The sequence below is a fragment of the Sphingomonas sp. S2M10 genome, from assembly GCF_012650175.1.
Taxonomy (GTDB): domain Bacteria; phylum Pseudomonadota; class Alphaproteobacteria; order Sphingomonadales; family Sphingomonadaceae; genus Sphingomonas.
The window spans coordinates 90337-104036 of the sequence record NZ_JAAILI010000006.1 but is presented as its reverse complement, the minus strand read 5'-3'; the positions used below and the strand labels follow the sequence as shown (position 1 = coordinate 104036).

Genomic DNA, 13700 nt, shown 5'->3' with positions numbered 1-13700 from the left:
CGCTGCGCCTCAATTTCGGTGACCGCCGCTGCCTCAGTGAAGAGCACCGCGTCGGTGAGGTGGCTTCTATGCGCGGTTCCCAAGACCGTCAACGAGAAAATGAAACTTTCTGTCGTTTTCGTGACAGCTGGCCCTGAAATCCGCAGAAATCTGGGGTTTACGGCTTCTCAATCGGGGCATGCGATAGCCGTCCGGTGACCGAATCAACGCTCGAATCGCCGAATCAGGCCCCGCAATCGCTCCGGAATCAGGTGCGAAAGGCCGTGCTCTGGCGTTCGGGCACGCAGATTCTCGGGCAGCTGCTCACCTGGTCGTCGACCTTCCTGGTCATTCGCATCCTCGCGCCGGCCGATTACGGGCTGTTTGCGATGACCCAGGTGGTGCTGGTGCTGCTCAACATGCTCAACGGCTATGGGCTGGCGAGCGCCCTCATCCAGCGCGCCGATGCCGGGCACCGCGCGCAGCGGCAGCTGTTCGGGATGCTGCTGCTGCTCAACGGCGGGCTGGCGCTGCTCCAGGTCGCCGCCGCGCCGCTGGCCGCTGCCTATTATCGCCAGCCGATGGTCGCCGAGCTGCTGCGGGTGCAGGCGCTGCTCTATCTCTGCACGCCGTTCATCGCGCTCCCCTATGCGCTGCTCGCGCGGTCGATGGATTTCGCCAAGCAGGCGCAAGTCAATTTCGTCTCGGCGCTCGCGGGCGCGATCACCGCGCTGACCGGCGCCTATGGCGGCTGGGGCGTGTGGACCCTGGTCGCGGCGCCCATCGTGCTGTTCGCCACCCGCGCGATCGGCATGACGGTGGCGGCGCGCGCGCTGGTCTGGCCGAGCTTCGACTTTCGCGGCGCGGGCGACATGGCGCGCTATGGCGGGGTGATGGCGGCGGGGCAGGTGTTCTGGTTCCTGCAGAGCCAGGCGGACGTGTTCATCGCGGGGCGCATGTTCGATCCGCACCTGCTCGGCATCTATACGACCAGCCTGTTCCTAACCCAGATCTTCGTGTCGAAGTTCGTCCCGCCGCTGAACGAAGTTGCGTTCTCCGCCTATGCAAAGATGCGCGACGATCCAGCGGCTGTGGCGGCGGCGTTCGTCCGGGGCGCGCAGTTGATCCTGCTTGCCGCGATGCCCTTCTATATCGGGCTTGCCGCTACCGCGGAGCCGCTGGTGGCTGTCGTGCTCGGGCCGAAATGGGCGGAGGCGGCACCGGTGGTGCACGGCCTGGCGCTGGTGATGCCGCTGATGACGCTGCAGGTGCTGTTCGCGCCCGCCAGCGACGCACGCGGGCGCCCCGGAATCAGCGCGCGCAACGGGGCGACCGGCGCCCTGTTCCTGCCGATCGCGTTTCTGATCGGTGTGCACTGGGGCATTCAGGGACTCGTCGCCGCCTGGTACGTCGCCTATCCGCTGTATCTCGCCTTCTCGGCGCAGCGCACGCTGCCGGCGATCGGGGTTTCCTACGCGCGCCTTGCCCACGCCATCGCGCCGCCGGTGTTCGCAGCGCTGGCAATGGGGTTGATCGTGACGCTCGTCGACCGCGAACTGCCGCCGCTCGGCCCCCTGCCCCACCTCGCTTTGCTCGTAGGCATCGGTGGCGCCAGCTATACGGCGCTGCTGTTCGTCTTTGCGCGGTCGACCCTGGCCGGTGCAATCGCCTAGATTCGCAATCGCGCCGGCTAAGCCTTCACGCCGTCTGGATATAGGCGCGCATCGCTTCCGCCTCGGACTCGATCCGGTCGATGCGATATTTCACCAGATCACCGATCGAGATGAAGCCGATGCAGGCCTCGCCGTCGATCACCGGCAGGTGGCGGATGCGCCGCCGGGTCATCAAGGCCAGCGCGCCGAGCACCGACTCGTCCGGGCCGACGGTGATCGCCGGCGCCGTCATCACTCGGCCGACCGGCAGTTCGAGCCCGATCGCGCCTTCGCGCTCGATACAATGGATCACGTCGCGCTCGGAAAAGATGCCGGAAATCTGCCCGTTTTCCAGCACCGGCACTGCGCCGATACGTCGCGCCGCGAGCAGCGCCACCGCCTCCGCTACGGTGCGGTTCGAGGCGATCGACACGATGTCTCGCCCCTTGCCTTCGAGGATTGCCGCGATGGTCATCGCATTCTCTCCTTGGCTTTCATTTTTTAGGCGTTGTGTATCCCACGAATCCGCCCAAGTTGCAAAAGCATGCAACGCCCCGACGGACTCGACGATCCCCATTATGCCGCCTTCGCCTGGGGGCGGTTCCGCCGCATCCTGTGGGGGATGGCGGCGGTGGCGGTGCTCGCCGCTTGCGTGGCGGAATATTGGCTATGGGCGACGATGGGGGAGCTGCATATCGTCACCGCGATCGCCACCTTTCTGGGGGTGTTCTTCACCGTCATGATGGCGGCGGCGCTGATGGGGCTGATGTTCCTGAGCTCCGGCAGCGGCCATGATGCGCAGGTGGAAGACCCGCTGAAGGACGAAGTCGACCTCGACTGAGGCCTCAGCGCGCCGATCTGCGCGCGAAGTCCAGCGCGGCCTCGCCATTTGCCGGCACGGTGACCCGCCAGGTCTTCACGCCCTTGCGCTCTACCAGCGCGGCGCTTGCGTCTGCGATCGGATAGGGAATCGGCAGCTCGAAGGTGACGGGTGCATCATGCGCGTTGCTCACCTCGACGCGGAACGCCTGGCGGCGCTTGCCGCCGGGACGGCCGATCACCGTGTAGCGCACGTCCGTGCTGGTGCCGGGGAGCAGTTCCACCTCCTCGCCGATCGCCCGGTCCGCCAGATCGGACTCGCCGATCAGCACCGGCGCGCCGCCCCGTTCGGCGAACAGCGCGAGCTTGCCCGCGGGCAAGGGCAGGCCGAGGCCTTCACTGGCGAGGTTCTCGGTACGCAGCACGATCTGGGTGGCGCGGCTGGGCGGCCGCGCTTCGCCGGCGCTGTACGGGAAGGGTGAGAAGATGCCGCGATAGAGCCGCGCTACCTTCACCGATTCGCGGTGCAGCAGTGCCACCTGCTTGGTGGAAAGCGCGGCGACGGTCACCGGCTCGGGCACGCGGTAGAGCTTGAGGTCGCCCAGTTCCTCCTGCTCCGCCATCATCGCCGGCGCGGGGGGCGGGGGCGGCGGCGGTGCGAGCGCCATCTGCGCACGTCCCTTACGCCGGCTTCCGCTCACCACGATTTCCAGACCTTCCTGAACCTCCGTAACCGGCGGCGCCATCGGAGCCCCAGGCGGCCCCGCCATCGACGTCGTGCCCTGCGGCCAACACTGCAGGCGCAGCTCGGGCGCAGCCCCCCGCGGCAGCGGTGCCGCCCGGCCCTTGTTGACCTTCCCCGCCACCGCGCTGGTCCGCGCATCGGCAAAGCCCTGACTGCCCCCGTTCACCACGGTCATCCAGCCGAACAGGTCGAGCATGTCGTCCGCGCCCAGCCGCGCGACATAATTGGCCGACCAGTCGAAGCCCTGCGCCAGATAGGAAAGTTGCACCGTCATGGTCTGCGCGGCCGGGCTGTCGCTGGTTACCGACAGCGTCGGCTTGGCAGCGAGATCCGCGGGCACGCCCGGATAGCGGATCGCCTCCGGCAGCCCCGCGCAGCCCAGCGCCTCCACCCCTTCAGCGGTGCTGAGCAGCACCCCGCCATCCGGCCCGGACTGGAGCACCGCCGCACTCTCGGTCACCTTGCCGGTGGCGCGATTCGTCCGGCGGACGGTGACGCTGCGCTTGAGATAGGCGTCGACCAGCGTCGCCGGACCGAGCAGCCGGGCGTCGCGATTCTTCTCCCCCACCCCGCGCGGCAGGCCGGTGACGATCGCGGTTTCCGGCATCATCCCTTCGGACACGCCGACGAAGCGGATCACCAATGGCCCCGCCGGCAGCGTGACCGTCCGCGTTTCGGTGACCAGCGCATAGCCGCCGGGCCAGCCCCGCCCGGGCTCCACCTCGCGGTGCACGTCGCGGTAGAGCGTTACCGCCACCGCGTCGGGCTTCTCCGAGAGCACCAGCGCCTGCGCGCCCGCCGGTGCGGCGGCCAGCAGGGCAAGCAAGCCGAAGGCGATGCGCGCGAGCATCGGATCAGTAGCGGCTATCGAACACCACGGTCACCGAAGCCTTGCCATTGGCCGGCACCGGCACCTTCCACTCCATGCGATCGGCCGAGATGCGTTCCCCGGTGAGGCTCTGCTCAAGCACGCGGACATCGCCCCACAATCCGGTCTGGGCGAGATCGACGGTCACCGCGTCGGCGCGGGCATTGCTGAAGTCGTAGCGCATGGTCGTCCTCCACCGCTTGGCGGAGAGCTTCCGGCGTTCCACCACCACCGCCGCGCCCTTCACGTCGAACGCCTCGCCGGTGCGCAGCGACATGGCCGAGCCCATCGGCGCGGCGTCCACCCTGCTTTCGCCGATGAACTGCGGCTCGCCCTTGCGATCGCGCATATAGACGCGGATCGTCCCGCTCGGCAGCTGGTCGCCCAGGCCGCCATTCTTCGCGGTCGAGAATTTGAGGACCGTCGCGGCGCTCCGCAGGTCGCTGTCCGCCCCCAGCCAGCCATTGGTCCATTCATAGGTCTTGCGCGCCGGCGCGCCCTTCACGTCGAGGAAGCTGACCTGCTTCTGCTGGGCGTTGGCGATCGTGGTGCGGCGGCCGAGCGGATAGAAGATATAGTCGCCCAGCCGCTCGCGGGTGCCCGTCTCGGTGCCCGGCGTCTCCACCGTCGTGTCGTTCAGGCGGCTGAAGCCGGTGTTGCCGGAAGGGGCGCCGGCGACCAGCGTCACGTCAGCATTGGTGTACGTCGTGCCGGTGTTGTTGGTGAGGGTGATCCAGCCCTGCAGGTCGATCGCGCTCTTCGCCTCGTCGAACAGCATCACATAGTCGCTGGTCCAGCCCAGGCCGGGCGTGAGGTAGCTGAGCGTCGCCGGCACCCGCCCGCCGCTCGCCACCTGCAGCGTGACCGACAGCGTGGGGCGTGCGCGGAGATTCTCGGGCACCTTGTCGAAGATCACGCGGACCGGCAGCCCGTCGTCGCGCAGCACCTCGATGCGCGGACCGATCTGGAGGACGATGCCGCCATTGGCCGACAGCACCCGCGCCTGTTCGCGCGTCTCGGCGCCCGTGGCGGGATTGGTGCGCACGATGGTGACGACCGAGCCAACCGCCTTTTCCATCAGCTTGTAGGGCGTGAGCAGGTCGAAATCGAAATTCTGCTCGACGATGCCGATGCCGGGGCCGGCGAGCGTCACCGTCGCGGGTCGGATCTGGGCGGAAACGTCCGGAAATTCCTGGCGGACACGGCCGGCGGCAAGGTCCAGCATGCGCACGTCCTGCACCAGCGCCTGGTTGTTCTGGTAGATGGTGATGGCGAGATCGCCCTGCGCGGTCTGGTCCGGGGCCGGAATCTGCTGGGCCTGCGCGCCGAGCGGCCATGCTGCCGCGAAAAGCCAAACCGCATGCCGCATCGCCGATCCTCCCCCTGTTCGCGGGCGAACCTAGCACAATGTGCCCGGTCGACTAGTCCTTCTTCCGAAAACCGCGCGGCTTGCGGACCGGGGCGCGCAGGCTCGCCGCGATCGCCAGCCCGGCCCATTCGCGCAGCGCGTCGGCATCGTCATAGGCATCCGCCGGCGCACGGCGATAGTTCATCACCATCGTCCGGTCCTTGGCCGTATAGGTGAAGCGGTCCGCGCCGGCCGCATCCCACAGGGCATCGCTTTCCGCGTCGGCCTTGAACCAGAGCTCGTCAAAGGCGAGGATCGCGAACACGGTGTGGTCGCAATACAGCGTCGCGCCGCCCATCATCCGCCGCATCGTCACCATGCCGATCGGCGCGAGCGCCTCGCGCACCCAGTCGACGAGACCGGTATCGAGCGCCATCAGCGACCGGCCAGCGCTCGCAGCGCCGCGCCGGTGACGCGCTGTACCGTCCATTCCTCCATGCCCACCGCGCCCATCGCGCGGTAAAAGTCGATCGCCGGCTGGTTCCAGTCGAGCACCGACCATTCGAACCGGCCATAGCCGCGATCGACTGCGATGCCGGCCAGGTGCCGGAGCAGCGCCTTGCCGACCCCCGCGCCGCGCGCCGCCGGCGTAACGTACAGGTCCTCGAGATACAGGCCCGGCCGCCCGGTCCAGGTGGAGAAGTTCTGGAAAAACAGCGCGAAGCCCAGCGCGGCGCCGCCCGCGTCTTCCGCGATGACCGCCTCGGCGGCCGGGCGCGGGCCGAACAGCGCGGCTTCCAGCATCGGCTCGGTCGCGAGGACGGCGTCGGGTTCCCGCTCGAATTCGGCGAGTTCGCGGACGAAGCCGAGGATCTGGGGTACGTCGGCGGAGGTGGCGAAACGGATCCGGGTCATGCGGCGGCCTCGGTCTGGGGCGCGGGGGCGACGCGGCCGCGGATCGCGGCCAGACACCCGAGGATGATCAGCAGCGCGCCCGCGACCGTCCAGGCCGAGACGCGCTCGTCGAACACGACATAGCCGAGCAATGCCGCCCAGACGAAGGCGGTATATTCCACCGGCGCGAGCAGCTGCGCCTCGGCATGGCCATAGGCCCAGGCGAGCAGCACCGCCGAGATCGAGCCGACCAGCGCCGCGCCCAGGATCCAGGGCCATAGCGCGAGCGACGGCATCGCCGAGAACCACGGCGCGCCGGGCAGCATCACCAGCGAGAGAACAAGACTGGTGAACAGCGCGACTTCGATCGGATCGGCGATCTGCGCCTGTTGCCGCAGCAGGATCAGGCTGCCGGCGTAGAGGATGGAGGCGGCGAACACCGCGATCGAGCCCAGCACCACGTGCGTCGAGGCATGCGCCTGGACCTGCCCCGCCGCGATGGTCAGCACGCCGAGGCTGGCGACGAGCGAGCCGCCGATCGCCGCGCGGCGGATCCGCTCGCCGAGGAACGCGGCGGCGAGGAACATCGCGATCAGCGGCGCGAGAAAGGTCAGCGCGATTCCCTGCGCCATGGTGACGCGGGCAAGACCCCAGAAGAACAGCACGACCGAGGTGCCCGCCAGCACGCCGCGGGCGAAATGCAGCTTGAGCGCCTTGCGGCCGGGCCAGGGTGTGCGGCGCAGCAGGAAGATCGGCCCGAGCAGCACGATCGCGCCCACCGACCGCCACAGCACCGCGCTATAGGCGCCGTGGGCGATCGACATGCCCTTCATCACCGCATCCATCACCGAATAATTGGCGATTCCGAGCGCGGCGACGAGAAAGGCAAGGCGGGGCGAGCGCGACATGGGGGTGCGGGTAGCCGCGCCGATCGGGATTGGCGAGCCCAAAACCCCTCCCCCCTTGCGGGGGAGGGAGGGGCCCGCCGCGCAGCGGTGGGAGGGAGAGGGGGCGATTTGCGTTCCGCAAATCGCGCGGCGCGATGCGCCGCTCACCCAAGCTTCGCTAGGCAGCAAGCTGCCAAGCTACGCTATCCTCCCCCCTCAAGGGGGAGGATAAAGGGGTCACCCCTTCCCCTCCGCATATTCCTGCGTCCCGCGGGTAATCACCCCGTCCCCCGGCAGGATCGCCGCGATCGGGATGTCCGGCTGCGCCAGGATCTCCGCATAGAGCGGCGCGAAATCGGTCTCCACCGTCTCGCGGAGCAGCGCCTCGAAGCTGGGAATCACGAAGTAATTCTGCTGGAAATCGTCGATCCGATAGTCGGTCCGCATCACCCGCTGCATGTCGAAGCGGAGGCGGTTGGGGCTGTCGCTCTCCAGCGCGAACACGCTTTCGGCCGAGCTGGACACGATGCCCGAGCCATAGATGCGCAGCCCCTCGGCCTCCTCCACCAGCCCGAACTCGACCGTGTACCAATAGAGCCGCCCGAGCTGCTTGAGCGCGCCCAATTCCAGCGCGCGCATGCCGCCGCGGCCATAGGCTTCCAGATAATCGGCGAAGACGGGATCCGCGAGCATCGGCACATGGCCGAACACGTCGTGGAACACGTCCGGCTCCTGGATATAGTCGAGCTGGTCGGGCCGGCGGATGAAATTGCCCGCGACGAACCGGCGGTTCGCCATATGGTCGAAGAACACGTCGTCCGGCACCAGCCCCGGCACCGCGACCACCTGCCAGCCGGTGAGCTTCATGAGCCGCTCGGACAGTTCCTCGAAATTGGGGATGCCCGAGTCGGACAGCCGCAGCGCCTCCAGCCCCTTGAGATAGGCCGAGGAGGCGCGGCCCGGCAGCAATTTTGCCTGGCGGGCGAACAGCCTGTCCCAGGTGGCGTGTTCCTCCGCCGTATAGGCGGCCCAGTCCTGCGGGATCGTCCAGTCCGCCGCCGCGCCCTCGGGCGGCCGCTCCAGCACATGCGTTTCTTTGTTCATGGACGGGATATAGCAATCCGAACCCCGCCGCGAAACGCCGGGCTGTTCCTAGCCCAGCGCCTCGTCGAGCAGCTTGGCCAGCCGCAGCCCGCCGCGGACCACCTGTTCGCGGGCGACCGGCACCAGCTTTTCCAGCGTCGCTTCGTCGAGATGCGCGGGATGGTCGCCCGGCGTGCAGACGCCCTCGCCCGCCGCGCTGGGATAGACCGCGTCGCGCGCGACCTGCCAGCTTTCGCGGCTCCAGTCGGCGACGCTGCCGCCCCACACCGCATTGCGCTCGGCCGCGCTATAGGCGCGCACCGGCGAGGGCGGCTGCGAGATCGCACGCTCGGCGAGATAGCCGTCCCACACCGAATGGAGGTTGAGCTTGGCGCTGGTGAAGGCGCCGTAGTTGGTCTTCACCTGGTTGCCGCCCAGATCGCCATGATCGCCCGCGTGGAGCGGCTGGTGGAGATCGCCGACGAAATGGACGAGGAAGGCCAGCGCCATCACCCGCTCGCGCACCGGCACCTTGGGGTCCTTGAGCAGCTTCACATCGCGCTCGATCTGCGCCGAAACGCAATTGCCGTCGCGGCAGGGCGGCTTGAGGTCGAACGGCTTGCAGATGTCGACATTCTGATAGTGCCAGGAATAGGCATAGCTGAAGCGCGGGCCCAGGCCCTTCACGCAGTCCGCCCAAACGCTCGCCTGCTCGATGGTGTTGGCCGGGCAGGTCGGCGTCTCCAGCAGCGCCTGGCGGCGGAGCAGCGCGTCGATCCTGGCGCGCACCGCCGGCGTGACGTTGCGATAGGCGATGGCCGCCACCGTCTCATGGCCATATTCCCAATAGGCGGAAGCGGGCGAGGCGGCGGCGAAACCGAGCAGCGCGGCGAGGACAAGCAGGATGCGACTCATGGGCGCACCCCCTAGGCCCGGCGCGCGTCCGCATCAACACGCGGCACGTCTCCTCGCCCGCATTGCGGCGCGCCCCAAACCGGCCTATTAGCCGCGCCCAAATGGCACGTATCCAGACTCCCCAGCGCATCCGGGGCACTCAGGACATTTTCGGCGAAGACCAGCGGCGTTTCGCTGCGGTGCTCGAAGTGTTCGATCGGGTGCGCAAGCTCTATTGCTTCCAGCGGCTCGAGATCCCGATCTTCGAGGCGACCGGCGTCTTCGCCCGCTCGATGGGCGAAACCTCGGACGTCGTCTCCAAGGAGATGTACAGCTTCGAGGACCGCGGCGGCGATTCGATCACGCTGCGCCCGGAATTCACCGCCGGCATCGCGCGCGCCTATATCAGCGAGGGCTGGCAGCAGTTCGCGCCGCTGAAGCTCGCGACCTCGGGCCCGGTGTTCCGCTACGAGCGCCCGCAAAAGGGCCGCTATCGGCAGTTTCACCAGATCGACGCCGAGATCCTCGGCGCGCCCGAACCCGCCGCCGATGTCGAGCTGCTGGTGCTGGCCGACCAGCTGCTCAAGGAACTGGGCATCGCCGAGGGCGTGACGCTCCAGCTCAACACGCTGGGCGATGCGGCGACGCGCGACGCCTGGCGCACCGCGCTGGTCTCGCATTTCGAGGCGCACAAGGGCGAACTGTCCGAGGACAGCCTGGCGCGTCTGGAAAAGAATCCCTTGCGCATCCTCGATTCGAAGGACCCGCGCGACCGCCCGATCGCCGACAGCGCGCCGGACATCGACGCCTATCTGACCGACGAGGCCGCCGCCTTCTTCAAGGCGGTGACCGACGGGCTCGATGCGGCCGGCGTCGCCTGGACGCGCAATGCGCGGCTGGTGCGCGGGCTCGATTATTACCGCCACACCGCGTTCGAGTTCGTCACCGACCGTCTCGGCGCGCAGGGCACGGTGCTGGCCGGCGGCCGCTATGACGGGCTGATCGGCTCGCTCGGCGGTCCCGAAACCGCGGGCGTGGGCTGGGCGGCCGGGGTCGAGCGGCTGGCGATGCTGATCGAGGAGCCCAAGGCGGCGGCGATCCAGGTCTATGTCGTGGTCGAGGACGACCGCGTGCAGGCCGATGGCGTGCGCGCCGTTGCCGCGCTGCGCCGCGCCGGACTGGCGGCCGAGCTGCTCGCCACCGGCTCGCCGCGCAAGCGGTTCGACAAGGCGGTGAAGAGCAACCCCGATGCGCTGCTCTCGCTGGGCGTCGCTGACGGCGCGACCTCGAAGCGGCTCAAGGTCGATGTCGGCGACGCCGCTGCGATCGAAACCGTGCTCGGCAGCATTGCCTGGGGCGGCCCGACCGAATGACCCGCATCCCGCCGGACCGCATCGCGGCGATCGAGGCGCGGCGTGACGAGTTGCAGGCGCTGATGGCGTCGGGCGAGCTCGGCGGCGATCGCTTCGTCCAGGTATCGAAGGAATATGCCGAGATCGAGCCGGTCGCGGTGGCGGCGGGCAAGGTCCGGCAGTTACGCGCCGAGGGCCAGTCTCTCCAGCAGATGACGCAGGAGGCCGACGACGAGCTGCGCGCGATGGCGGTGGAGGAACTCCGCGCCAACGAAGGCACGCTCGCCGAGGCCGAACGCAAGCTGGCGCTCGCGCTGCTCCCCAAGGACGCGGCCGACGAGCGCCCCGCGCTGCTCGAAATCCGCGCCGGGGTGGGCGGCGACGAGGCGGCGCTGTTCGCGGGCGATCTGCTGCGCATGTACCAGCGCTATGCCGATCGGCTCGGCTGGCGGACCGAGCTGATCTCGGCCAGCACCTCCGAGGCGGGCGGGTACAAGGAAGTGGTGGTCGGCATCACCGGCACCGGCGTGTTCGCCAAGCTCAAGTTCGAGAGCGGCGTCCACCGGGTGCAGCGCGTCCCCGCGACCGAGGCGGGCGGCCGCATCCACACCTCCGCCGCCACCGTCGCGGTGCTGCCCGAGGCCGAAGAGGCCGACGTGCAGATCGACGATAAGGACCTGCGCATCGACATCTATCGCGCCTCCGGCCCCGGCGGCCAGGGCGTCAACACCACCGACAGCGCGGTGCGGATCACGCACTTGCCGACGGGTATCGTCGTGATTCAGCAGGACGAGCGCTCGCAGCACAAGAACAAGGCCAAGGCGATGAAGGTGCTCCGCACCCGCCTGTACGAGGCCGAGCGCGAGCGGCTGGCGGCCGAGCGCGTCGGCGCGCGGCGCTCGATGGTCGGCTCGGGCGATCGTTCGGAGCGGATCCGGACGTATAACTTTCCGCAAGGACGGGTGACCGATCATCGCATCAACCTGACGCTGCACCGCCTGCCCGAGATCCTGGAAGGCGAACTCGACGAACTGGTCGGCGCGCTGGTCTCGCAGGACGAGGCCGATCGGCTTGCCCAGCTGGATTCCTAAGATCCTCCCCGGAACGGGGAGGGGGACCATGTGCGCGCGCACATGGTGGAGGGGGATCGCAGCGAGGGATGCCCTTGTGGAGCCCCCCCTCCACCAAGCCGCTACGCGTCTTGGTCCCCCTCCTCGTTCTGGGGAGGATCTTGGGGCTGACGCTCCGTGAGCCTTCGGCCCGTCAGGACAGCCCTTGCGGAAGCGGCCCGCCAGCTCGAAGCCGTCTCCGACACCCCCCGGCTCGACGCTGAGTTGCTGATGGCGCACGCCCTCGGCACCACGCGCGACAGACTGCTGCTCGGCAGTCTGGGCGATCCCGAGCCCGACCGCTTCGCCGCGCTCGTCGCGCGCCGCCTCACCCACGAACCCATCGCCTATATCACCGGCACCCGCGCCTTCTGGACGATCGACCTCGCGGTCGGCCCCGGGGTGCTGATCCCGCGCCCCGACAGCGAGACGCTGATCGAGACTGCGCTTGCGTGGTTCGCCGGCCGCGCGCCACGGCGCATCCTCGATCTCGGCACCGGCCCCGGCACATTGCTCCTCGCCGCGCTGGCCGAATGGCCGCAGGCGCAGGGCCTGGGCGTCGACGCGTCCGAAGCCGCGCTCGGCTATGCCCGCCGCAATGCCGAGGCGCTGGGCATGACCGATCGTGCCGAATTCCGCCTTGGCGACTGGGCCACGGGGATCGACGGCACGTTCGACCTGATCCTCGCCAACCCGCCCTATATCGGGACGGCGGAGCCCCTGCCCCCCCAGGTGCTGGAGCACGAACCCGCCGAAGCACTGTTCGCCGGTGCCGACGGGCTCGACGACTATCGCCGCATCGTCCCCGCCCTTCCCCGCCTGCTCGCTCCCGATGGCGCGGCAGTGCTCGAAATCGGCTGGACGCAGGCGCAGGCGGTTTCTTTGCTCGGCCAGGAACAGGGGCTCACTTCGAGCGTCTATAAAGACATGGGCGGACGGCCGCGCGTGGTCCGGCTGACTTGAAACTACGCGCAAACGTCACATATTTCTGCTTGGAGATTGGTACGCCAGCGGCTAGAAGAAGGCCGGGGCGAGGCACCTTCAACCAAGTTGTTGAGATAAAGGGCTGAGGCCCGACTCCATGGTCATGTGTGCCGCTGCAGTCCGGCGGCCGTGGCAAGCGGAAGGTTCTGGGTATGCCCGGAACCCTCCGCGAATGTAACCCTGCATCCGGAACCTCGATGAATCGACGGACGGCTTTGTAAAGACAGGACAACGAGACCTTGATGAACAATCGTCAGGCCGGCCGCCGTCGCGGCCGTGGCGGGCAGCAGCGCCAGGGCGGGAGCCCGAACAATCAGGGCAATGGCAGCCGCATTGACAACCGTGCCCGTGGCAACGCCGCCCAGCTGCTTGAAAAGTACAAGAATCTTGCCCGCGACGCGCAGATGCAGGGTGACCGCGTCAACGCCGAATATTATCTCCAGTTCGCCGATCATTATTTCCGCGTTCTGAACGAGAACCGCTCGCGTTTCGAGGAGCAGAACCAGCAGCGCCGCCAGCGCGACGAGTTCGACGGCGACGAGGAAGAGTTTGAGATGGAAGGCGAAGCCGGCCGCGAGGACGAGGCCGAAGCGCCCCGCCAGCAGCAGCCCCGCCGCGAGCGCGAGCCGCGTTTCGAACGCGAGGCGCGCGAGCCGCGCAGCGAACGCGAGGGCCGCGAGCCCCGCGAACCGCGCAGCTACCGCGAAGATCGTCGCGAGCGGACCAATGGTGCATCGAACGGCCACGCCAACGGCCATGCCGCCGAGGCCGCGCCGGCAGAAGCGCAGGTCGCCGAGGCGCCCGTAGCAGAGGAAGTGGCCGAGGCGCCCCGCCGCCGCGGTCGTCCGCGTCGTGAGGCAGTGGTCGAGGCCGAGGCGCCGCACGGCATCGACGCCGCGGTCCTCCCCCCCGCGATCGGTGCCGATGCCGCGCCGGTAGAGGAAGAGGAAGCGCCGAAGAAGCCGCGCCGCCGTCGCACCGTGAAGAGCGACGAGGCCGAGGCACCCGCCGCCTGAGGCGACGGGAAACCGGGACAGGAAAAAGGCCCGCTTCCGAAGAGGAGGCGGGCCTTTTGCTGTTGGACAT

The 13700-nt window shown here is 68.6% G+C and carries 14 protein-coding genes; 6 read left to right on the top strand and 8 right to left on the bottom strand.

The features are described from left to right. The first annotated feature begins 251 nt into the window (after nt 1-251). Nucleotides 252-1652: a lipopolysaccharide biosynthesis protein gene (locus S2M10_RS01440; RefSeq protein ID WP_348770508.1), complete on the top strand. Its 1401-nt coding sequence runs from the start codon at nt 252-254 to the stop codon at nt 1650-1652. Between the two features lie 25 nt (nt 1653-1677). On the opposite strand, the gene S2M10_RS01435 is transcribed toward S2M10_RS01440, so the two are convergent. Then, complete coding sequence (locus S2M10_RS01435; protein WP_168844510.1) at nt 1678-2106, bottom strand: CBS domain-containing protein; 429 nt, start codon at nt 2104-2106, stop codon at nt 1678-1680. Nucleotides 2107-2175: 69 nt separating this feature from the next. Between S2M10_RS01435 and S2M10_RS01430 the strand changes: the two genes are divergently transcribed. Next, nucleotides 2176-2472, top strand: coding sequence for a hypothetical protein (locus S2M10_RS01430; RefSeq protein WP_168844509.1), 297 nt, complete (start codon nt 2176-2178; stop codon nt 2470-2472). 4 nt (nt 2473-2476) lie between these two features. On the opposite strand, the gene S2M10_RS01425 is transcribed toward S2M10_RS01430, so the two are convergent. The 7 genes from S2M10_RS01425 to S2M10_RS01395 form a co-directional block, all read right to left on the bottom strand. Next, on the bottom strand, nt 2477-4045 hold the full coding sequence (locus tag S2M10_RS01425; protein WP_168844508.1) for a hypothetical protein: 1569 nt from the start codon (nt 4043-4045) through the stop codon (nt 2477-2479). 4 nt (nt 4046-4049) lie between these two features. Continuing rightward, on the bottom strand, nt 4050-5432 hold the full coding sequence (locus tag S2M10_RS01420) for a DUF4139 domain-containing protein (RefSeq protein ID WP_168844507.1): 1383 nt from the start codon (nt 5430-5432) through the stop codon (nt 4050-4052). Nucleotides 5433-5484: 52 nt separating this feature from the next. Further along, nucleotides 5485-5847, bottom strand: coding sequence for a TfoX/Sxy family protein (locus S2M10_RS01415; protein WP_168844506.1), 363 nt, complete (start codon nt 5845-5847; stop codon nt 5485-5487). Continuing rightward, nucleotides 5847-6326 carry a GNAT family N-acetyltransferase gene (locus S2M10_RS01410; RefSeq protein WP_168844505.1) on the bottom strand — a complete coding sequence of 160 codons (480 nt, stop codon included), beginning with the start codon at nt 6324-6326 and terminating at the stop codon, nt 5847-5849. The genes S2M10_RS01415 and S2M10_RS01410 overlap by 1 nt, the downstream gene beginning before the upstream one ends. Next, nucleotides 6323-7213, bottom strand: coding sequence for a DMT family transporter (locus S2M10_RS01405; protein ID WP_168844504.1), 891 nt, complete (start codon nt 7211-7213; stop codon nt 6323-6325). The genes S2M10_RS01410 and S2M10_RS01405 overlap by 4 nt, the downstream gene beginning before the upstream one ends. A 216-nt stretch (nt 7214-7429) precedes the next feature. Further along, nucleotides 7430-8296 carry a phenylalanine 4-monooxygenase gene (phhA, locus tag S2M10_RS01400; protein WP_168844503.1) on the bottom strand — a complete coding sequence of 289 codons (867 nt, stop codon included), beginning with the start codon at nt 8294-8296 and terminating at the stop codon, nt 7430-7432. 48 nt (nt 8297-8344) lie between these two features. Continuing rightward, a complete protein-coding gene (locus tag S2M10_RS01395) occupies nt 8345-9190 on the bottom strand; it encodes a S1/P1 nuclease (protein WP_168844502.1) in 846 nt (281 codons plus the stop codon). A gap of 101 nt (nt 9191-9291) precedes the next feature. On the opposite strand from S2M10_RS01395, the gene hisS reads away from it, so the two are divergent. The 4 genes from hisS (at nt 9292) to S2M10_RS01375 (ending at nt 13630) form a co-directional block, all read left to right on the top strand. Next, nucleotides 9292-10542 (top strand): histidine--tRNA ligase, encoded by a 1251-nt coding sequence (hisS, locus tag S2M10_RS01390; protein WP_168844501.1) that lies wholly within the window; start codon nt 9292-9294, stop codon nt 10540-10542. Then, nucleotides 10539-11612 carry a peptide chain release factor 1 gene (gene prfA, locus S2M10_RS01385; RefSeq protein WP_168844500.1) on the top strand — a complete coding sequence of 358 codons (1074 nt, stop codon included), beginning with the start codon at nt 10539-10541 and terminating at the stop codon, nt 11610-11612. Before hisS ends, prfA begins: the two co-directional genes overlap by 4 nt. Before the next feature lie 156 nt (nt 11613-11768). Beyond that, nucleotides 11769-12593 (top strand): peptide chain release factor N(5)-glutamine methyltransferase, encoded by an 825-nt coding sequence (gene prmC / locus S2M10_RS01380; RefSeq protein WP_168844499.1) that lies wholly within the window; start codon nt 11769-11771, stop codon nt 12591-12593. A gap of 263 nt (nt 12594-12856) precedes the next feature. Continuing rightward, entirely contained in the window at nt 12857-13630 is a 774-nt protein-coding gene (locus S2M10_RS01375) for a DUF4167 domain-containing protein (protein WP_211090804.1), read from the top strand. Nucleotides 13631-13700 lie beyond the last annotated feature (70 nt).